Annotated in this window: 23 protein-coding genes and 2 riboswitches; of the genes, 10 read left to right on the top strand and 13 right to left on the bottom strand. The window is 38.1% G+C overall.

Features of this window, described 5'->3' with window-relative positions:
• Positions 1 to 76: 76 nt before the first annotated feature.
• Positions 77 to 1948, bottom strand: coding sequence for a PAS domain-containing protein (locus L8T27_RS06175; RefSeq protein WP_233314651.1), 1872 nt, complete (start codon positions 1946 to 1948; stop codon positions 77 to 79).
• Positions 1949 to 2307: 359 nt separating this feature from the next.
• Between L8T27_RS06175 and L8T27_RS06170 the strand changes: the two genes are divergently transcribed.
• Positions 2308 to 3333, top strand: a complete 1026-nt coding sequence (locus tag L8T27_RS06170; RefSeq protein ID WP_233314652.1) for an acyltransferase family protein — start codon at positions 2308 to 2310, stop codon at positions 3331 to 3333.
• Between the two features lie 33 nt (positions 3334 to 3366).
• On the opposite strand, the gene L8T27_RS06165 is transcribed toward L8T27_RS06170, so the two are convergent.
• The 3 genes from L8T27_RS06165 to L8T27_RS06155 form a co-directional block, all read right to left on the bottom strand.
• On the bottom strand, positions 3367 to 3507 hold the full coding sequence (locus L8T27_RS06165) for a hypothetical protein (RefSeq protein WP_233314653.1): 141 nt from the start codon (positions 3505 to 3507) through the stop codon (positions 3367 to 3369).
• A gap of 2 nt (positions 3508 to 3509) precedes the next feature.
• Positions 3510 to 3668 carry a hypothetical protein gene (locus tag L8T27_RS06160; protein WP_233314654.1) on the bottom strand — a complete coding sequence of 53 codons (159 nt, stop codon included), beginning with the start codon at positions 3666 to 3668 and terminating at the stop codon, positions 3510 to 3512.
• A 112-nt stretch (positions 3669 to 3780) separates the two neighbouring features.
• Positions 3781 to 5136: a TrkH family potassium uptake protein gene (locus L8T27_RS06155; RefSeq protein ID WP_237942267.1), complete on the bottom strand. Its 1356-nt coding sequence runs from the start codon at positions 5134 to 5136 to the stop codon at positions 3781 to 3783.
• A 201-nt stretch (positions 5137 to 5337) separates the two neighbouring features.
• Here L8T27_RS06155 and L8T27_RS06150 point away from each other — a divergent pair, with 201 nt between their 5' ends.
• Complete coding sequence (locus L8T27_RS06150; RefSeq protein ID WP_237941136.1) at positions 5338 to 5532, top strand: alpha/beta-type small acid-soluble spore protein; 195 nt, start codon at positions 5338 to 5340, stop codon at positions 5530 to 5532.
• A gap of 112 nt (positions 5533 to 5644) precedes the next feature.
• On the opposite strand, the gene L8T27_RS06145 is transcribed toward L8T27_RS06150, so the two are convergent.
• The 8 genes from L8T27_RS06145 to L8T27_RS06110 form a co-directional block, all read right to left on the bottom strand.
• On the bottom strand, positions 5645 to 6412 hold the full coding sequence (locus L8T27_RS06145; protein WP_233314656.1) for a TerC family protein: 768 nt from the start codon (positions 6410 to 6412) through the stop codon (positions 5645 to 5647).
• 54 nt (positions 6413 to 6466) lie between these two features.
• Positions 6467 to 6635, bottom strand: a riboswitch (yybP-ykoY riboswitch).
• Positions 6636 to 6747: 112 nt separating this feature from the next.
• Complete coding sequence (locus L8T27_RS06140; protein ID WP_311315870.1) at positions 6748 to 7200, bottom strand: hypothetical protein; 453 nt, start codon at positions 7198 to 7200, stop codon at positions 6748 to 6750.
• 201 nt (positions 7201 to 7401) lie between these two features.
• A complete protein-coding gene (locus L8T27_RS06135) occupies positions 7402 to 8181 on the bottom strand; it encodes an amino acid ABC transporter ATP-binding protein (protein WP_245399848.1) in 780 nt (259 codons plus the stop codon).
• A gap of 16 nt (positions 8182 to 8197) precedes the next feature.
• Complete coding sequence (locus L8T27_RS06130; protein WP_237941135.1) at positions 8198 to 9400, bottom strand: amino acid ABC transporter permease; 1203 nt, start codon at positions 9398 to 9400, stop codon at positions 8198 to 8200.
• Positions 9401 to 9409: 9 nt separating this feature from the next.
• Complete coding sequence (locus L8T27_RS06125; RefSeq protein WP_237941134.1) at positions 9410 to 10582, bottom strand: amino acid ABC transporter permease; 1173 nt, start codon at positions 10580 to 10582, stop codon at positions 9410 to 9412.
• Between the two features lie 87 nt (positions 10583 to 10669).
• A complete protein-coding gene (locus tag L8T27_RS06120) occupies positions 10670 to 11740 on the bottom strand; it encodes an amino acid ABC transporter substrate-binding protein (RefSeq protein ID WP_233314660.1) in 1071 nt (356 codons plus the stop codon).
• A gap of 538 nt (positions 11741 to 12278) precedes the next feature.
• A complete protein-coding gene (locus L8T27_RS06115) occupies positions 12279 to 13862 on the bottom strand; it encodes a peptide chain release factor 3 (protein ID WP_233314661.1) in 1584 nt (527 codons plus the stop codon).
• Positions 13863 to 13976: 114 nt separating this feature from the next.
• Positions 13977 to 14693, bottom strand: a complete 717-nt coding sequence (locus tag L8T27_RS06110; RefSeq protein ID WP_237942265.1) for an NAD-dependent deacylase — start codon at positions 14691 to 14693, stop codon at positions 13977 to 13979.
• 159 nt (positions 14694 to 14852) lie between these two features.
• On the opposite strand from L8T27_RS06110, the gene L8T27_RS06105 reads away from it, so the two are divergent.
• From L8T27_RS06105 to L8T27_RS06080, 6 genes are all read left to right on the top strand, one after another.
• Positions 14853 to 15260 carry a YkvA family protein gene (locus L8T27_RS06105; protein WP_233314662.1) on the top strand — a complete coding sequence of 136 codons (408 nt, stop codon included), beginning with the start codon at positions 14853 to 14855 and terminating at the stop codon, positions 15258 to 15260.
• A gap of 72 nt (positions 15261 to 15332) precedes the next feature.
• Positions 15333 to 15441, top strand: a riboswitch (TPP riboswitch).
• Between the two features lie 157 nt (positions 15442 to 15598).
• Positions 15599 to 16600, top strand: a complete 1002-nt coding sequence (locus L8T27_RS06100; protein ID WP_233314663.1) for an ABC transporter substrate-binding protein — start codon at positions 15599 to 15601, stop codon at positions 16598 to 16600.
• The gene (locus tag L8T27_RS06095) at positions 16600 to 16890 is read left to right on the top strand and encodes a thiamine-binding protein (protein ID WP_233314664.1); all 291 of its coding nucleotides are present in this window, start codon (positions 16600 to 16602) and stop codon (positions 16888 to 16890) included. Before L8T27_RS06100 ends, L8T27_RS06095 begins: the two co-directional genes overlap by 1 nt.
• Positions 16890 to 17651: an ABC transporter permease gene (locus tag L8T27_RS06090; RefSeq protein WP_237941132.1), complete on the top strand. Its 762-nt coding sequence runs from the start codon at positions 16890 to 16892 to the stop codon at positions 17649 to 17651. Before L8T27_RS06095 ends, L8T27_RS06090 begins: the two co-directional genes overlap by 1 nt.
• On the top strand, positions 17652 to 18413 hold the full coding sequence (locus L8T27_RS06085) for an ABC transporter ATP-binding protein (protein ID WP_237941131.1): 762 nt from the start codon (positions 17652 to 17654) through the stop codon (positions 18411 to 18413). It abuts the gene before it with no gap.
• Positions 18397 to 19170: a TatD family hydrolase gene (locus L8T27_RS06080; RefSeq protein WP_237941130.1), complete on the top strand. Its 774-nt coding sequence runs from the start codon at positions 18397 to 18399 to the stop codon at positions 19168 to 19170. Before L8T27_RS06085 ends, L8T27_RS06080 begins: the two co-directional genes overlap by 17 nt.
• 36 nt (positions 19171 to 19206) lie before the next feature.
• Here L8T27_RS06080 and L8T27_RS06075 read toward each other — a convergent pair whose 3' ends face one another.
• Positions 19207 to 19554, bottom strand: coding sequence for a hypothetical protein (locus L8T27_RS06075; protein ID WP_233314668.1), 348 nt, complete (start codon positions 19552 to 19554; stop codon positions 19207 to 19209).
• 142 nt (positions 19555 to 19696) lie between these two features.
• Between L8T27_RS06075 and L8T27_RS06070 the strand changes: the two genes are divergently transcribed.
• Together L8T27_RS06070 and L8T27_RS06065 are read left to right on the top strand one after the other, a co-directional pair.
• Positions 19697 to 20374 carry a cobalamin B12-binding domain-containing protein gene (locus L8T27_RS06070; RefSeq protein ID WP_233314669.1) on the top strand — a complete coding sequence of 226 codons (678 nt, stop codon included), beginning with the start codon at positions 19697 to 19699 and terminating at the stop codon, positions 20372 to 20374.
• Positions 20371 to 20976 carry a hypothetical protein gene (locus tag L8T27_RS06065; protein WP_233314670.1) on the top strand — a complete coding sequence of 202 codons (606 nt, stop codon included), beginning with the start codon at positions 20371 to 20373 and terminating at the stop codon, positions 20974 to 20976. Before L8T27_RS06070 ends, L8T27_RS06065 begins: the two co-directional genes overlap by 4 nt.
• Positions 20977 to 20983: the final 7 nt, after the last annotated feature.

Below are 20983 nucleotides of genomic sequence, written 5' to 3'. Positions count from 1 at the left end.
TAATTAGATAATAATAAAAAGACTTCTGTGCTGTCAAGAAGTCTTTTTATTACGTAAAATTATGTTGATTTGAGCTTCATTGCTTTTTGCGCGGAAGATAAATATGAAATTTCGTACCTTCCCCCTCTTCCGACTCTACTTCAATTTTCCCAGCATGCTCTTTAATAATTTTGAAGGAAACCATCAAGCCTAAGCCTGTGCCCTTTTCCTTCGTTGTATAAAATGGTTCTCCGAGCTTTGCTAGTTTCTCTTTACTCATCCCATTGCCATTGTCTTCAATTGTGATATGAAAATATTCCGGAGTGGACTTTATGCTTGTCTTGATCTCTCCTCCTACTTCAAGCACCTCAATCGCATTTTTGACAATATTAATAAAGACTTTTTTTAATTGGTTTGGTTCACAAAACATTTCTGTAAGGGAATTTGTATAATTTCTTGTAAATTGAACATTATATAAGACCGCTTGTGCATTGAGAAGGTCTAGTGTCTCATTCATAATCTGCTGCAAATCCGCTTTAACAAACTTAACGTTTTGCGGTTTTGACAGCAGCAGGAATTCATTGATGATTGTCTCAATCCTGCTGAGCTCTGATTTAATAACAGTGAAATACATCGGATGCTTTTCACTGTCATTGCTGCTTTCCAGTAATTGTATGAATCCTTTTAATGCAGTCATTGGATTCCTGATTTCATGGGCAATTCCAGCTGCAAGCTCCCCGATAACATGAAGGGTGGAGGACTTTCTTATCTGCTCCTCGAGTATCGCGTTCTCTGTTATATCTCTTAGAGCCGTTATGCTAAAGCCAGAATATATATTATACTTGTTCCGAAATTCCAGCTGTGTCCAATCATCTCCGTTAAAGGAGGCAGTATAGATACCTCTGTTCTGCCCTTCCTCTCTTAATGAAAGAAGTTTTGGCTTAATCTCTTCTCCAATTGATTTCCCTTCTGGCAAATAATCAATCAGGTTTAAGCCAAGCAAACTTTCTTTATCCTTTTGAAGCATTCGCAATGCGGCTTTATTAATATCACTTATGTTATAATCCCTGTCCCATAGAATAACACCATCAAATACTTCCTCAAAAATTGTTTCAAACATGCTTTTGCTGTCAAGCAGCTCCAGTTCCATATTATAGCGTTCTGTAATATTGCGAAAAATACTCATATGAAGACCTTCAACAGAATGAAGCTTTGTTGTGAACTCTAGCAGCTTTTTTTGCCCATTCGGCATCAAAAACATCAGCTCATCCCGATGGGAGTTTTTGCTGCATAAGCTTTTAATAATATGAATATAGCTGTCGTCCTTTTTATAGACATAATCACTGATTTTTTTCCGTTTCATTTCTTCCAGACTGCTTTCAAAGATAGCCAAAGCTGCCTTATTTGCTGAGACAATCTCGCCGTTTTCCTTCCATAGAACGATTCCATCTAGTGCTTCTGTAAAGAAATCGTGAAATAAAGCAGCATCCTTTCGTTGCCTTCTTTCTAAATTGCGCAAATACGTGACATCTTTTAAAACAGCTAAAAAATATGGATACTTAGTTATTCTGGATATATGGATTTCAGAAAAGGAGTCTCTCGCGGGATTTGCCATTGACAGAACAGCTGTTTTTGCGTCTTTTTCGAAAGACTGTAAGCTGATCCAGTTCCTCAAATCATCTCTGTACTCTTGCGGAAGATAGTGAGTAAGGTTACGCCCAACCATATCTTTTTTGTGGATGTGAAATATATCTTTTATTGCATAATTTACTTCCAGGATTACTCCCTTTTCGTCCAGTATGACCATTCCTTCACTGGAATTCTCAAAGGCCGCTGTTTTCAGCTCCTCGACCATTTCTCTGCAATTCTTTTCATCCTTCAGCCGCTTATTCTCTTGTTCCAAAAAGCTGATTTTCTTTTTCAGCTGCTGGATATGCTGCATTTCTTTTGTATAGATTTCACCAGACAAGGATTTCCCGCCTCTCGTAAAACTTGGTGCATTATTTATTCTACAAAATTCGAGAAAATCCTTTACAGTTACAAAATAAATTAATCATAAAGTTAGTCAACCAAGTTAAGGAAAATTTCAGATGCTTGTATTAACCTTAAATTTACAATTAAAAAAGTTTATTTACAAAAATATTTCACTTTTATTAATAAGTAGATATTTAGTTAACAACTTGCGAAAAACAGTTTAGCTATTGTTTATATGTGCTATAAATAATAGTGGCTAAACAGCCAATCATCTGCCTGAAACGTTTTCCGATTGACTATATTTGGAAATGGCATTGCTGCTAAAAGGTTAGCTTGCAAAGAAGGGAGAACAATATGAAGCAAACCCGAGATTATTACTTTGATAATGCAAAGTTTCTGTTGATTTTTTTCGTTGTATTCGGTCATTTTATTCAATCTTTTAATAGTGACAGCAATAGTATTTATAGTTTGTATAAAGTCATTTACACTTTCCATATGCCGGCATTTATTTTAGTTTCCGGATTTTTTGCGAAAGGGATTTACGAGGAAGGTTATGTACAAAAGTATGTAAAGAAGCTGATATTACCATATATTATCTTTCAGGTTATATACAGTATCTTTTATTTTTATCTTTACGGAAAATCAAGCTTAACGGTTGATCCATTAAGTCCGCATTGGTCACTTTGGTTTTTAATCAGCTTATTTTTCTGGAATATGCTATTGCTGGGCTTTTCCAAGCTGAAGCCAATTTATGGCTTGTCAATAGCAATGTTTTTCGGCCTTGCAATCGGATTTGTTGATTGGACTTCCAGCTACTTGAGCCTTACAAGAACATTTGTATTCTTTCCCTTGTTTTTATTAGGCTATTATATGAACAAAAAACATTTTGAGTGGGTCAGAGCAAAGCCTTTCAAAATAGGAGCCATTCTTATTTTCGTGAGTTGTTTTGCTGTATTTTATAATTTCCCAGATATAAATCACCAATGGCTATTAGGATCGAAGCCATATGATGTGTTAGCTTCTTCTTCGTTTGAAGCAATACTAGTCAGACTTGGTTTCTACTTATTGAGCTTTTTAATGATTTTCTGCTTTTTTGCCTGTGTGCCGCAGAAGCAATATTTCTTTACTCGATTTGGTAAAAACACGCTTTATGTTTATTTATTACACGGTTTCTTTATCCGGATTTTTCGGTCAACTGATTTGCAGGAAGCGTTCACTACACCGAAATCTTATTTTCTCATCGTGCTAATGGCTTTTCTGCTAACATTAGTACTGTCAACCAACTTGGTAGCATCACTAGCACAGCCATTTATAGAATTCAGGACAACTAAAATGCAAAAATGGTCTACAAAAACAAGCTATAAAGAGAAGCTCTTTTAAAGAGGCTTCTCTTTTTAGCTTATGACAATACCGTTATTTTCTTTTGCCGCTTTTTACTTTGTCTTTAGTCAAAGCCCCTGTATCATAAAGTTTGCTTGCATTAAGATCGCCAAACTCCTGGCCAAATTCTACATTAGCTTGTTCTTTTTTATTTTTATTCGCTTTTTTTGCCATTATTATCTCCCCTCTCTTCCATGCTTGGAGTTTCGATTAGCATTCTTCATCGGGTCCTCGCCGCGAATGAATTCAGCGGAGAACTCTGTTTCCTGGATGTTCTTTTTAGGAGTTTTGCTGTATTTTTCAACAGCATTGAATTCTGCCTTTCTTTTCGCCATATGATCGTCTCCTTTAATGGATGGTACAAACCTATTTTTTGCAAATTACAGGAACGTATCCGTACCATGATATGACAATCCAACCATAAAAAAAGCCAAGGCGGAATACGCCTTAGCCAATGATTATTCTCTCTTTTGGATAATGGAAATTATCCTTTTTCTCTTTTCCTCCAATAATATAGATAAAGGAAGTTAGCCCTATTCTTCCAATAAACATAAGTACCATGATGACACATTTGCCTACATTGGACAAATCAGGAGTTAAACCAAGTGATAAGCCTGTTGTTCCAAATGCAGAACAAACCTCGAACAATATTTTTATGAGCGGAGCACTTTCGGTGATGCACAAAATAACTGTTGCGGTAAAGCATAAGGCAAAAGCTAAAATTGTGACGACCATCGATTTAATAATATCCTCTTCATGGATTTCTCTTTTAAAAATTTTAATATGCCGATTGCCGTTCGCGTAATGATAAATGAACATTAAGTTTAATGCAAACGTAGTTGTCCGAATTCCCCCACCGACAGAGCTTGGGGATGCACCGATAAACATCAGAATACAAAAAATCACCAGTGTTCCGAGTGAATAGTCATTCAAGTCCATTGTCGCAAGCCCACCGCTTCTAGTTGAAGCCGAGTGAAAAAATGCATTAAAAAAGATTTGATGCCAAGTCATTCCTGCAAAATAATTTGTTGATTCAATCAAAATAATGCTGAGAGTACCAAAAAATAACAGCAGTCCAAATGTTAAAGATGTCAATTTCGAAAATAGAGAAAACCGGAAAACTTTTCCTGGGTTCTTCGGGAATAGATAATTCTTCACTTCAATTAAAACTGGAAATCCAATCGCACCAAGGGTGATTAGAATAATATGTACCAACTGAATAAAATAATCATCTTTATAAGGCATTAGGGAGGTCCCTGTTAAGTCGAATCCCCCGTTCGTTGTTGCACTAATCGAGGCGAACAGTCCATGAATGATTGCATCCTTCCATGATAGGAAGTATTGATGAAACTGCAGTGTCAGCACGATTGCCCCAACAAGCTCTATAATTAAGATCAGCTTGATGATTTCCCTGATAAGCTGGACCAGTCCAGAAAGATGTGATTGGTTATGGTCAAGCATTATCAGCTGCCGCTCCTTTAAACCGATTTTTTTCCTGAGCAGCATCCAAAAGAACGTTCCTAAAGTCATGACTCCAATTCCGCCGAATTGAAGGACAAACATCAATATGAAAATGCCTAATGTGCTATAAGTATCGGATATATTTATTACAGTCAGACCAGTGACACTCACTGCACTTATTGCCGTAAAAACAGTGTCCATAAAGGAAACATGCACACCTTCTTTATGAACAGCTGGTATGCTTAACAACAAGACAGATACGCTGACCGCCAGCAAATAATATCCTGTAATAATTTGGGCCGGGGTAAATTTATTCAGCAAATCCCTTACCGTTCTTTTCATGTCCATACAAATCCCTTCTATTGCTCTTCCTCTTATCTCCCCATTACACAAACATTACCACTCATGAAATGAATGAAAACCCCGCATATTATAAGTACAGAAATTAATATTGCCAAACAACTTACCTATTATCAGCATAATAGCCTTTTGTTAACGGTATATAAGTTCTGTATTTTATTTATCAAGGAGGTCCCTGACATTATGGCTAGTTCAAACAAATTATTAGTTCCTGGTATTGAACAATATTTAGATAGCATTAAATATGAAATTGCTCAAGAGTTCGGCGTTAATTTAGGTTCTGAAACAGCTGCCAGATCCAATGGTTCTGTTGGCGGAGAGATTACAAAACGCCTAGTTCAGCAAGCTCAAGCAGAGCTGTCTGGCAAAACTCAATAATAACTATACCTTAAAATTATCAATGCTCAAAGAAAAAATAAAAAAGGAAATAATGATTGCTCACTTTGGCACCTGCAAAGTTTTAAAGCAAACATTATTTCCTTTTTAACATTTAGTTATCTTCCACCGTTTTCTGTGCTTTTCGACCAGAGATAATATAGCCGCCTACTGCAATGATTAACAATACAGACCAGAAGAAGAATTTCCAAACTTTCGACTCAGGAAAATGCTGATCAAGAAGACCAACTTCTGGATGTGCCAATGTAAATACAGCCAGCTTCACACCTACCCAGCCGACAATTAAAAAGGCTGCTGTCTCCAGGGAAGGTCTTGTTTGCAGAAGTTTTACGAACGAGTTTGCTGCAAAACGCATGATAACTAGTCCGATGATTCCACCTAATAGCATGATTGTAAATTGTCCTCCGTCAATGCCTCCAATATCAAACCAGCCTGTTGGTGTCAGCGTGATTGCTAATGCAACTGCTGCTAGCATAGAGTCAATTGCAAAGGCAATATCAGCAAGTTCTACTTTCAAAACAGTCATCCAGAAGCCAGATTTTTTCCTTTCCTTTTCTTTCTCCTGTTTCTCCTTTGGTGAGAACTTTCCATATAAATTGTGGATACAAATATACAGTAAGTAAATAGCACCAAGCGCTTGAACCTGCCAAACGTCTACTAGAACAGAAATTAAGAACAAACTCGCGAAACGGAATATAAATGCACCGAACAAACCATAGAACAATGCTTTTTTCTGCTGCTCTGGCGGTAAATGCTTAACCATAACTGCCATAACAACCGCATTGTCAGCTGCCAGTATCCCCTCTAACCCTACTAGAATCAGGAGCACCCAACCATACTCTAACAGTAATGCAAAATCCATATTTTCTCCTCCTATCAATAGTTTTTGTATACCCACAGGTATCCCCCTATTGACAGGATTGTCTTATATGTACAAAAAAGCGCAAAAAAGACCTCTGCCAATAGGCAAAGGTCTTGCTAAGCACTTTTTAATAGTGCCAACAAAGCCGATGGTACTAGACCACGAACTGACGACTTTGTTTTAGGATAAAATATCCTAAAAGCTACTCCCCTTTGAGTAGATATACGATTGATATATGCTTATTATATACGAAAGATTCTTTCTTGACAATCAAAAACCGAAAAAAAATAAACAAGACCTGACTATTTTTTACTTTCGAAAGTTAGTATCGTTGTTTATTCTTTATTCGGATTGAACTGACCTTTAAAATACAATATTGCATACTTCACTAAAAAACCGCTTAAAATACCTGGAATCAAAAAGAGCATCGGTGTAAATATAGGACCTGGAAAAATACCAAATATCTTAAACCGCGTCGAATACATAACCCCTACTGTAACAAAATAAGCACAAAATACAAACGGCAAAAATGCATATTCATCCTGTTCTTTCATGGTCGACTTATATGCATCCCACATTGCGAACAAATATAAGCAGGGATAAAACATGATCCATTGAAAATCAAGGGCTTCTATGGAAGATTCAAAATTACCTAAAAAGCTTTGCATGATTGCATAATTGAAATTACTTTGCACATTAATAATAAATTCCAGCACCACTAAAAGAGTACCTTTCCAATACTGTTTCATCAATAGTTGACTGAAGCCAGGGAGTGCTATGCTCCACATAACAGCCTCTAATTTACTTAGGTCCCTCATAGGTTATCACCATCTACTTCTTATATACCTTTTCATTTTTTCATTTTTAGCTAAACTGCATTTTTTTATACAGTATCCGTTCATGTTGCTGAAAAGAAATTTACAAGAGCAATAAACTGTCAGCTGAAACGATAAAAATAACCGAAAAAAAAGAGCCGTATTTGGCTCTTTTTACAGGATTTGTGAAAGAAATAGTTTTGTGCGGTCATGCTGTGGATTATCGAAAATATCCTCCGGTTTGCCCATTTCGACGATTTCCCCTTTATCAAAAAGAATGATTCTGTCAGCCACCTGACGAGCAAAACCCATCTCATGTGTAACGACAAGCATAGTCATCCCAGATTCTGCTAGTGTCTTCATAACATCAAGGACCTCTTTTACCATCTCTGGATCAAGTGCTGATGTCGGTTCATCAAACAGCATAATCTTTGGCTGCATCGCTAATGCCCTAGCAATAGCCACACGCTGCTGCTGCCCGCCGGATAACTGACCAGGATATTTTTGTGCCTGCTCTGGTATACCTACTCTTTCGAGAAGCTCTATCGCAATTTGCTCTGCCTTTTTCTTTTTCCATTTCCGCACCCATATCGGTGCCAGAGAAATATTCTTTAATATTGTCATATGAGGAAATAGGTTAAAGGACTGAAAAACCATGCCTGTTTCCTTTCTTATTTCTTCAATATTTTTCAAATCATCTGTCAAGGCAATATTATCCACCATAATAGAACCCTTCTGAAACTCTTCTAACGCATTGATTGTCCGGATAAAGGTAGACTTGCCAGAGCCAGAAGGTCCGAGGATAACAATCACCTCTCCTTGCTTTACTTGCAGATCAACATCCTTTAAAACATGATGGTCGCCATACCATTTATTCAAACCCTTCACTTTGATGATATCTTCTCTTTGCTCTACCGGTATTGAAAGCTTTTCTACAGAAAATACACTCTCCATTGTTAGTCCTCCCCTATTAGCGGCTGCCTGCCCCTAGTGATTTTTCCAAAGCTTTGCTGACATGTGACATTAAGTAGCAGAATATGAAATACATTAATGCAATGAACACATATAATTCCATGTACTTACCTAAGTACTCTGGATTTGCTGCGACTTTTTTGGCCATACCAAGAAAATCTGCTAAACCGATAACGGCAACTAATGATGTATCTTTAAATATAGAAATGAATTGACCGACCATTGCGGGGATTACCGCCTTTAAGGCTTGCGGTAAAATGACAAAAACCATCAATTTAAAATTATTTAATCCTAATGCTTGAGCTGCTTCGAACTGGCCGCGGGGAATAGACTGTAACCCGCCCCTGATATTTTCTGCCAAATACGCAGCACTAAAAAGTGTGAAGGCAATCATTGCTCGTAAAACATTATCCATTTGGATTTCGCCGCCAAGAAACATCGGGAGCAGCAATTGCCCAATAAACAGCACCATAATCAACGGCATGCCACGGATGATTTCAATATAAACAATGCATGTATATTTGATGACAGGCAACTTGCTTCTTCGGCCGACAGCAAGTAAAAGTCCTATTGGAAAGGAGCAAATGATTGCGACCGATGCGAGCACGAGTGTAAGCAAAAACCCGCCCCAAACATTCGTGCTCACCGGCTCAAGGATGCCAAATCCGTTAATAATTCCAACTGCTATCGGTATAATGAGAATCCAAAGAATTAATACTGGTATTTTTAAAACAGAAAGATTTCTGCCAAGGGCATAGCATAAATAAATGGCAGCGATGCTGACACCTAAATAGGCCTTTGTAATAGGTTCTGTGTAAGGGACAACCGCAAAAATAAGCATGATAACTGACAAGGTAATGGCTACATGCCCAATGACACCTCGCCATAATCCCCATGATGTCCCAAATAATATCGAGATGAGGATTACTCCGACCCAAAGTCTCCAAATCTCCTCCATCGGAAATTGACCAACCATTAAGAGGCGCAGATTTGCACTTACTACACTCCAGTCACTGCTTGCTAGAAATCCAACAACTTTGACGATGATCGCACCCGTAAACATCGCAGCAATTATGGTGAGTATCGCATTTTTCCAATCCTTAAAGAGATTTGATTTCAGCCAAAGCTGTACTTTTACTAGCCTGCTGAGCGAAGTTGATTCTACTCTTCTTTCACTGTTATTAAGCTGTACATTATCCAATTTGCATCACTACCTTTCAACCAACTGGAATTTTTTATTAAAGAAGTTCATAAACAGTGAAGTCCCTAAGCTGAACAGTAAATAAACAGCAATCATAATAAGGATGATTTCAAATGTATGCCCTGTCTGATTAATGATTGTATTGCCGATTCCAACAATATCCTGATAAGCAACAGCCATCGCTAAGGTTGAGTTTTTGATTAAGTTTAAGTACTGGCTCGTCAACGGAGGAATGATAATGCGAATTGCTTGCGGAAAAATAATTAATCTTAATGCTGTAGGGCTCTTAAAGCCAAGGGCTTTGGCTGCCTCTGTCTGTCCTTTCGGAACACCTAGGATACCGGCACGTACAATTTCGGCTATATATGTTGATGTATAAATGGACAAGGCGACAAGCATGGACAAGAAACCTATAGATAAGGATGTACCTCCGACAAAAGCATTGCCATCAAATTCCGGAACGGAAATACCAAATGGCCCATTGCCTAATAAGAAATAAGAGATGATAAAGCCGAAAATTAAAAAGCCAATAGCAGTTAAGAGTGGATGTGTATTTTTACCATTATTAATAGTTAACGATGTCAATTTTTTAAACAAAAAAATGGAAACTGCTGCCAATACGACAATTACACCAATCCATATGAGTGTATTATCATAGGTTGTAAACCAAGGAATAGCTGCACCTCTATTTGAAAAATAGAAGGAACCGATTGACGCTGCGTTATCAATTTTTGGCATTGGTAAGAATACTGCAAAGTTCCAAATGAAAATTTGCACTAATAATGGTGTATTACGGAACACCTCCACATATACAGTTGCAAGACTACGAATAAGCCAGTTAGAGGATAGCCGGGCAATTCCCATAAGAACTCCAAGTATAGATGCAATAATTACTCCAAAAAATGACACTTTCAGGGTATTTAACAAGCCAACAACAATTGCTCGGCTATAAGGGTCCTCAGGTGTATAGGAAATCAGCGATTCTGCAATCGGAAAAGAAGCTTTCAGATTTAGAAAATCCAACCCTATCTTCAATCCGATTTGCTCTAAGCCAGATTGAACATTCCGAACCATAAAGACAATAGCAAATCCGACAATTACCACAAATAGTAATTGGATAAGTATTGGTAACATCTTTTTGTTTCTCCACAGGGGGGTTGCTGCAGTTCTTTTATTCTCCATTTGTATGCCTCCCTTAGCTAAAAGAATAGGCCTGCTAGAAAAGCAATATCAGCAGGCCTTCCAAACTGTTATAAAATCATCATCTTTTTAACGGAATGGGATAGAATATAACAGTCCGCCATCACTGTATAATGCGTTTTGCCCTCTTTCAAGCTTGAACACAGTGTCTGGGCCAAGGTTTCTGTTATAAATCTCTCCATAGTTGCCGACTTGCTTGATTACTTGGTACGCAAAATCATTTGATAATCCTAGCTGTTCTCCTAAATTATTACCGCCGACACCGAGCAGGCGCTGAATTTCAGGATTTTCACTCTCCAGGAATTCATCGACATTTTCAGAAGTGATACCAAACTCTTCTGCTTGAATTGTTGCATAAACAATCCAGCTTACAGCATCTTTCCATTTTTCATCATTATCAAGGACTGCTGGTGCTAAAGGCTCTTTCGAAAGAGTAGCATCTAAAATGATATGTGCATCAGGATCTTGCAGCATTGATTGACGTGACACTAGACCAGATTTATCTGTAGTCCACGCATCAATAGAGCCAGATTCGTATGCGGCAATGACTGCATCTGCATTATCAAATGTTTGCGGGGTATAGCTTACTCCAGCAGCCTTCATTTGATCCGCAAGATTCAATTCAGTTGTAGTTCCTGTTTCAACACCGATTGTTTTTCCTTCTAAATCTTCTAAAGAAGTCCAGCCGCTGTCTTTCGGAACCATAATTCCTTGACCGTCATAGAAGGTGACCGGTGCAAAACTTAACCCAACTTCAGCGTCTCTGTTTGTTGTCCAAGTAGAATTGCGGATTAACACATCAACTTCTTTCGATTGTAATGCTGTAAACCGGTCCGTCGCTGATAATGGACGGAATTCGATTTTGCTAGCATCTCCTAAGACACCTGCTGCAATTGCTCTCGCAAAATCAACATCAAATCCAGTGTTTTTCCCATCAGAATCTATGTATCCAAATCCAGGAAGGGCGTCATTGACTCCAGCTTTCAGCGTTCCCCTCTTAATGACCGTATCTAACAAGCTTGACGTCTTTGAATTCTCATCTGCATTCGTATTGGATTCTTCCGAATTCCCCGAGCACCCTGCCAATGCTAATATAAGCACTAACAGCATGCTGAATATTACTGATAGATTCTTTTTCATCCTTGTTCCCCCTATATTTTTTTATAAAAATATCATCTTAACTTAAAAGAATATTCAGATAATTAACCTTACTATCCGAGACTTTTCCCTTAATTAAAATGATACTCATACCAAAATTGTCCTTCTCTTCAAATGTTAATATATATAACATAGGTTTGTTACTATTTATTACAACATGGTTTTATTATACCTAAATTTTAGTCGATTACAATTATTTTTTAGAAAGTTTTAACTTTTTTAAAAAATCTAAACAGTTAGAAATTATATAAATACAACAAAAAACCTTGCTATGCTTAATTTTAGCTAAGCGAAATAATCCATTTACCATAGTATAGTTTCAAGTAATTTAATAGAAATCCTTTCTTTTTTAGGATACACTTACACCATCAACCAACATTGATATTATACTAATATAAAAAAATACCAAATATTCCTTTTAAACATTTGTTTACCTCGCTACAACTCCCATAACAAGTTAAGAAAACTAACATTTAGATACAAAAAAACAAGCGATTAAGATAATCGCCTGTTTTTTTTGTTAGGATTCTTCTGAATCCATTGGATTATAAAGTTTAACATCAGGATTTTTATCCTGGAACCAGCGCAACGCAAATTCATTTTCAAACAAGAATGCTTTTTTCCCATATCTGTCTTCAACCAACAGACTTCTGCCACTTGATAAGTTTTCGTTTACTTCCTCATCCACTGTCCATCTGGCAATTTTAGAACCAACATGCTCCATAAGCACATCTACATTATATTCATTTCTCATGCGGTGCTCGAACACCTCAAATTGCAGCTGTCCAACTGCACCAAGAAGATAATCCTCTGTTTTTACTGTTTTATATAGCTGGATTGCTCCTTCTTGAACAAGCTGTTGAATTCCTTTGTGGAAATGCTTCTGCTTCATGACGTTTTTAGCTGTGACACGCACGAAAAGCTCTGGTGTAAATTGCGGAAGCTTTTCATATTGGAAGGTGTTTTTGTTTACTGTCAATGTATCGCCAATCTGGTAAAATCCTGGATCATACAATCCAATAATATCACCGCTTACCGCTTCATTGACAGTGCTTCTGTCATCCGCCATAAACTGAGTGGATTGGGCCAGTTTAATTTGCTTACCTGTCCTTGGCAAATTGACAGTCATTCCTCTGTCGAACTTACCTGAACAAATTCTTAAGAAAGCAATTCTATCCCTGTGTGCTGGGTTCATATTTGCCTGAATCTTAAAGATAAATCCTGAGAATTCTTCTGACAACGGATCAATTTTTCCTGCAGTAGAGCTTCTTGGCTGCGGCGATGGCGCAAAATCCAAATAAGTTTCCAAGAAAGTCTGTACGCCGAAGTTCGCTAAAGCACTACCGAAAAATACTGGTGTCAAATCTCCGCTGTTAATTCTGTCTGCTGAAAATTCATTGCCTGCTTCATTTAGCAGCATGATTTCCTCTAGCGTCTGGTCATACAGGGAATCCTTTTTAATCGGATGTTCTCCCTCAATTTCCCCATCCTCATTTAACGAGATATATTTATCGCCTTCCTCTACACGAAACTGCTCAATTCGGTTATAGTAACGATCATAAATACCTAGGAATTCTTTCCCCATACCAATTGGCCAGTTCATCGGGTACGACTCAATTCCCATTACTTCCTCTAGCTCCGCAAGAAGCTCTAATGGCGCCTTCCCTTGACGGTCAAGCTTATTGATGAATGTAAAAATTGGAATCCCTCTCATACGACAAACCTTGAACAGCTTTAATGTCTGTTCCTCGATCCCTTTTGCAGAGTCAATAATCATGACAGCACTGTCAACGGCAGTCAATGTTCGATACGTATCCTCACTGAAATCTTGGTGTCCTGGTGTATCCAAAATATTAACTCTCGCATTGTTGTAGTCAAACTGCATAACACTTGATGTTACGGAAATACCTCTTTGCTTTTCAATTTCCATCCAGTCACTTGTTGCAAATTTCCCGGTCTTTTTCCCCTTTACTGTTCCAGCATCGCGAATTGCTCCGCCGAACAACAGTAATTTTTCCGTAAGCGTTGTTTTACCGGCATCCGGATGGGATATTATTGCAAAGGTACGTCGGGACAATACCTCATCTTGAAATGTTTTAGACATGTTTTATTCCTCTCTTTTGCACTTTCATTTATGCTCATCTCTTAATAATAGCTCGATACACAAAAGTTTGCAATCCCTTCCCCATACCCTAGTTTTTGCAAAGATTGCATTTTTTTATATGCTGTTAAGCTTTGCCTCTGCACATTCAAGCGTTTGGCCGATTGCTTCGCGGATTAGGAGATCAGCAAGGTAATCAAACTCTGTTTCTTCGTTATTAATAATTATTAATTTACTTCCCGTCTGCTTAGCGAGCAAGGGGATTTGATTCGCTGGTGACACACTCAGTGAAGAGCCTAGCACGATAAACACATCTGATGCAATAGCTGCTTTTTCTGCAAGAAGAAACGGTTTTTCCGGCAGCATTTCTCCAAATAAAACAATGGATGGACGCAATGTGCCGCCGCATTCACATACATAAACCTCATGCAGATATTCGTTGCACGAATATGTTTTTTTACATGTTTGGCAATGGAGCTTTTGCAGAGTCCCATGCAGCTCATACACCTTTTTACTTCCTGCAAGAAAATGAAATCCATCTACATTTTGGGTTATAACCCCTTTTAACAAACCTCTTTTCTCCCACTCTGCCAACAGAAAATGGCCCTTATTCGGCTTAAATTCAGAAATTCCTAATACTCTTTCCCTGTAAAAGGCGATAAAATCTTCTAAATGATGGTTCAGTGCATCTGTGCTTGATAAATATGATTTTTGTTCATTTGTCCATAATCCTTTATCTGCAGACCGAAAATCGGGCAAACCACTTTCGGTTGACATACCTGCACCGGTAAAAACGACAAGATGGTTTGCATTTTTAATCCATTCTTCCAACATCATGATCAGCTCCAGTTCTAATCTTTACTTTCATTGTAACAACCATACGAAAAGAAAGTAAATTTCTCCTTATTAGTTTTATCTCCTATATAAAGGGAAATGTTTAATGAATGGTAAAGAAGCAAACATTATTTATACAGTACACTTTATACGGAGTTGATGATGTTGTTATTTAAAAAAGATAAAATAGAAACAGGATATAAAAAACATGAAAAAAAAGCGGCTGCACTTGTGGAACAGCCTTCCAGACTAACAGAGCTGTTAAAAAAGGCTGTTCCAAAAGCAACCTCTAACAGAAAGTGGCTATCGTCTCTTTGGGACAAGCTTCAGTTACTGCTTTCGTTAGTCAAGGCATACCAAAACGGCACATATCGGCAAATTAACAAGAAATCAATGGTGCTGATTGTTGCAGGATTATTATATTTTTTGTCTCCATTAGATATTATTCCGGATTTTATCTTTGGCATTGGAATTGTCGACGATGCACTTGTCTTAAAATACGTCCTTTCTGCTGTTAATCAGGAGCTGATTGCTTTTGAAAAATGGAAGAAAAACAGCCAAATTTGATTTATATGATGGAAGATATAGGACAAGTCTTATATATCTGCTATAATAAGCAGGAAAACAGAATGAGAAAAAAAGAATTACTAGGGGAACCAGTGTTGCTGGTTGAGAGTTATCCGAAAGATAAAAACCCTTTGAACCTGATCTGGTTAATGCCAGCGTAGGAAACGGACATTCTTTACATACCTTTGTATTTAAAGCGTTCAGGTTCATGTAACTTGAACTTTTTTTTCGTTTTTATAACAGTTGCCGGCTCACTTTTAACTTAACGTTATAGTGCAGCAACTTTCCTACTTCGTTACAGGTTCCTAACTTTTTTTCTTACTACAGGAGGAAGCATTATGAAAAAAGCTTTAATGGCTTTTGCCGCAGTCCTGCTTTTAGCAAGCTGCAGCAACACATCAGAAAACAGCAAGGAGCAAGGGGAAGACAAAAAGCAAAAAATCACTGTTGTTCTGGATTGGACACCAAACACTAATCATACAGGACTTTATGCAGCAGAGGAAAAAGGTTATTTCGCAGAGGAAGGACTTGATGTTGATATCATCACACCTGGTGAAGCTGGTGCTGATTCCTTAGTCGCATCCGGAAAAGCAGACTTTGGCGTTAGCTATCAAGAAGGAATTACACAAGCAAGAGTTCAAGGTGTGCCACTCGTATCAATCGCAGCAATCATTCAGCATAATACATCCGGATTTGCTTCACCTGCAGAAAATAACATCAAATCACCTAAGGATTTTGCAGGTAAAACATATGGAGGCTGGGGTTCAGAAGTTGAAGCTTCTGTCATCTCATCCCTGATGAAGCAGGAAAATACGGATGTTAAAGATGTTGATATTGTTAATATCGGAGATGCTGACTATTTCACGGCAATGAAGCAAAACATTGATTTCGCCTGGATTTATTACGGCTGGACCGGAGTGGAGGCAGAGCTTCGCGGCGAAAAGATTAATATGATTTACTTAACTGATTACAGTGATAAGCTTGATTATTACACACCTGTACTTTCCACAAACGAAAGTATGATTGCAGATAATCCAGAAACCGTCAAAGCTTTCCTTAAAGCAGCAACAAAGGGCTATGAATACACAATAGATAACCCGGACGATGCAGCTTCCATCCTGTTAAAGCATGCACCAGATTTAGATGAGGAGCTAGTGAAAAAAAGCCAAGAGTGGCTGGCATCTAAATACCAAGATGACGCACCTCGCTGGGGGGAACAAAAGCTGTCTGTTTGGAAGAACTATGCTGATTGGATGTATGACAATAAGCTGTTAGAAAAGCAGCTTGATGCAGACAAAGCATTTACAAACGAATTTCTGCCTGAAGGAGGAGACGAATAATGGCAAATGCATTAATTAGTGTACAAATCATTCCAAAAACAAAAAACGGGGAAAATGTAATTCCCTATGTGGATGAGGCAATTAAAATTATTCAAGATTCTGGTGTTAAATATGAAGTCCATCCGTTAGAAACAACGATGGAAGGTGACATGGATGAGCTGTTTCAAATTATCAGCTCCATGAACAAAAAGATGACAGACATTGGATCGAGCAATGTTATTACCCAAATTAAAGTTCTTTATCAGCCTGACGGAATTACAATGGAAGACTTAACGGGGAAATATCGCTAATGAATAAATTTTTATTAACATTTTGGAGACCGTTACTGGTTCTCCTTCTTTTATTTGGACTTTGGGAAGCTGCTGTAAGGTTTTTTCATATCGAGAACTGGTTGCTTCCCTCTCCTTCGGCGATACTCACGGAAGCGAATGCAAGCTGGGATACTTTTTTCGTTCACTTGATTGCCACTACAAAGCTGTCTGTTATTGGGTTTTTGATTGGTAGTGCAGTCGGACTACTGATTGCTGTCACATTGCATCGGGTGGCTTTTTTCCGGGAAGCTGTGTATCCTCTGCTGATTCTGTCTCAAAACATTCCAACTATCGTGCTTGCACCACTGCTTGTAGTATGGTTTGGTTTTGGTATTATGCCGAAGCTAATTGTTATTACACTCGTATGCTTTTTTCCGATTACAGTAGCCTGTCTTGACGGATTCAGACAAACATCTCCAGAGCTTAAACACTTTATGCAAATGTCAGGCAGCACAAAACGGCAAATGTTTTGGAAGCTGGAGTGGCCTTATGCCCTGCCGTCGATTTTTTCTGGATTAAAAATATCAGCTACCTATAGTGTTATGGGTGCCGTTATCTCTGAATGGCTTGGTTCGAAAGAAGGAATTGGAGTATATATGACTATGGCATCCAAATCATTCCGCACAGACCGTGTATTTGTGGCGATTTTTGCTATTATGGCATTAAGCTTGCTCTTTTTCGTTGTCATTAAACTGCTTGAGAAATGGTGCATCCGCGGCCAAAGCAAGGAGGAGAAGTAAATGGGCAAACTGGAATTAAAAAATATAAGCATGTCATTTGAAAAAAAACCTGTTCTACGAGATTTAAATATGACGGTTCAAGAAGGAGAATTCGTTTCTATATTAGGACCATCGGGGAGTGGTAAAAGCACCATCTTCCATCTCATCGGCGGGATGCTAAAGCCTGATGCAGGAAACATCATGCAAAACGGCAAGGATATTACTGGACAAAAAGGCCATATCAGCTATATGCCTCAAGCACCCTCCTTATTTCCTTGGCGGACTGTATTGGAAAATGTATTGATTACCCAAGAAATTAACGGCAAAAAGGATAAGGCGCTTGCACTGGATATGCTCAAAAAAGCAGGCTTATCCTCCTATGCTAATGCCACTCCTGCTGAACTGTCAGGAGGGATGAAACAACGTGTTTCCTTTGTTCGAGCCTTAATGAGTCCGATGCCACTGCTTCTTTTGGATGAACCGTTCGGCGCCCTTGATGAGCTGACGAGATTGGAAATGCAGAAATGGCTCTTATCGTTATGGAGTATGGATAAAAGAACGGTTCTCTTTATTACTCATAATATTGATGAAGCCTTGTATCTGTCGGATAGAATTTATATCCTTCCTTCTAATCCGAACGATAAGCTTATGGAAGCAACGGTGCCGTTTCCTCGGCCGAGAGCAGACGATCTTTGGCTCAATCAGGAATTCTTAGAATGGAAGAAAGATATCTATTATAAACTTAAACCTTCGGAGGTAAAGCAGATTGAACAGAATAATTGATGCTCATATTCATCTTGACCAATATTCCGAGGAGGAAATTGCCAATATCCAAAGAGATGAATCAATAGCTGCTCTTATTGCTGTATCAATGGACAAAGCTTCCTCCATCCGCAATCGGCAATTAAGCAAAAATTTCTCTTTCGTTCACCCGGCATTCGGCTTTCATCCAGAACAGCCGCTCCTAAAGGATAGAGACTTCGCAGACTTATTTGAATGGATTAAGCTGCATCAGCAAGATATGATTGCAATAGGCGAAGTTGGTCTTCCTCATTATGAAAGACAAAAAGACCCACAAAGTTATCCTCTTGAGCCGTATCTTGAAGTACTTGAGCAATTTATCCTGCTCGCCAAGGAAGTGAAGAAACCAATCATTTTGCACTGCATTTATGATGAAGCACCGCTTGCTTTGGAATTATTAGAAAAACACAGCTATATGGAAGCCCACTTTCATTGGTTCAAAGGAAGCGAAACTACATTAGAGCGGATGAAGACAAACGGGTGCTATATCTCCTTTACACCTGATATTGTTTATGAAGAGGAAATCCAACGTATTGCGGCACAATATCCTCTGCAAAAGATCATGGCAGAAACCGATGGACCATGGCCCTTTGAAGGCCCTTTTCATAACCATAAAACAATGCCTGCCATGATTCATCACACAATGGAGAAACTATCAAAACTAAAGAATATGCCAGCAAAACAAATATATAATCAACTATTGGCTAATACGAAAGCTTTCTATTTTAATATCGAATAAGGAAAACTCCAGCAAATCTGCTGGAGTTTTCCTTCATTATTGACTGCCTGCTTTAATGATTACCATCCCTTCAGCCAAGATTTCCAGATAAAAGATTATTTCATCTGTCTGTTCTAATTCGCGAAGCTCACTAGCAATCCACTCCAAGTTTATATAAAGTAAATGCTTACCTACTCCTCTTGTCTCAAGGACCTCACTTAACCAGATGATATAATCATGGAATATCTGCTTATTTTGAAGAGAAAAGGCCGTTTCCATATACTGAAAATGATAGTTTATATCCTCTCTTGTTCGTTTTCTCCCATTTTCTCCAAACCTTACTAAATCAGGATACTGTTCATAAAACTTAACAAACAGTTTTTCGACGATTTTTTCTTTATCCAAAAGATTCATCTCTTTATCTCTTTATCCCTTCTATGATTTTCTAGTTAACTGATCCAGTATTTATAGTATAATTTATTTACTACAATTTCGAAACTTCATTCATAACGAAGACAATACTCCAGATTGGACGTGACAATACAAAGTGACGCATTTCGTTTCGGCTAAAGAGCTTGCTGGCGCTTTACTTGAAGGCAATATACAAAAAAGCATGGCAATTATTCAGGAACTTGATTATCAAGGCTATAATACTTCTTTTATTTACGATGAATTAATTACACCTGCCATGAATTATATCGGAGAATTATGGCAAAAAAACGAAATAAGTGTTGCAGATGAGCATTTAGCTACAGGTATTTGCGAAATCATACTCTCTCATTTTATGCTGAATATCCAAAAGAACGATGCACTAGCAAAAAAGGCATTATTATTTTGCCTAGAAGGGGAACACCATACGCTAGGGCTAAAAATGGTAGCTTCGACCTTCGAAGAAGCTGGCTGGGATGTCAAAAACCTCGGTGCTAACCTTCCGCTTGAACACGCTGTTTATATGGCACAGAAATGGAAGCCTGATGTAATTGGCATGTCCCTGTCGATGTCTTATTCAATTCCAACTCTCCGCCCATATATTGAACAGCTTGAAGAGCTAACACCACAGCCTGCAATAATTGTCGGAAGCAGACTGCTTCATGATTATAACTTAAGACCATATGCAAGTCCTGCAACCATCTTTATATCAGAACAATCACAGTTGAAATACTGGCTTAAAGATTACAATGAAGAAAGCAGCTTTATTCATTCTGCAAGAGGTGACTCTTTATGATGGTAGATTTATCTTTGATGCCAATGCCATTCTTCCTAATAAACGACCGCTATTCCATATTAGCAAGATCTAATGCAAGCAAGGCGAGGTTTTTTGCTGCTGATAGTTTTCTGGAGCTCGTTGATCTTGAAAGCCGCGAAAAAACGATTGCCTTTCTTACAGACAGCCATGGAAAAACATCGATGGAAGCGAATATGAAAACAAGTGAAGGTTTGGCTCTATGTCAGATTCAATATACATATGATTCAGCTAACAAACATTATTATATCGTTTGTCATTTCATAGACAGCCAATATATCAATCTTTCCTATGAGCTAAACCAGCTAAGAGAAGCATTGCTCAAACTGCAGGCTGGGCAGGATATAAAAATTATGCCTCCAGTCTTAAAGCAGGATAAAGAAAGTCTTGATCATCTTCAAAATCTCGATACAAAGAAAAAGCTGGATAAAGTTAAAAGGTCAACTTCCACAATAGTTGACCTGCTCGGTGTTATTTCCCCGCTCATTATTGAAGATGGAAAAGGGGAATATTCGGAAATGATTTATGATGAGCTGTATGAAATAAAGTCTCTTGTTGATGAAATGAAAAAAGCCCTTTACTAAGGGTTTT

The organism is Niallia sp. Man26, from assembly GCF_022049065.2.
GTDB lineage: Bacteria > Bacillota > Bacilli > Bacillales > Cytobacillaceae > Niallia.
Note: the sequence above shows the minus strand (reverse complement) of the source record. Positions and strands in the feature narration are given on the sequence as shown.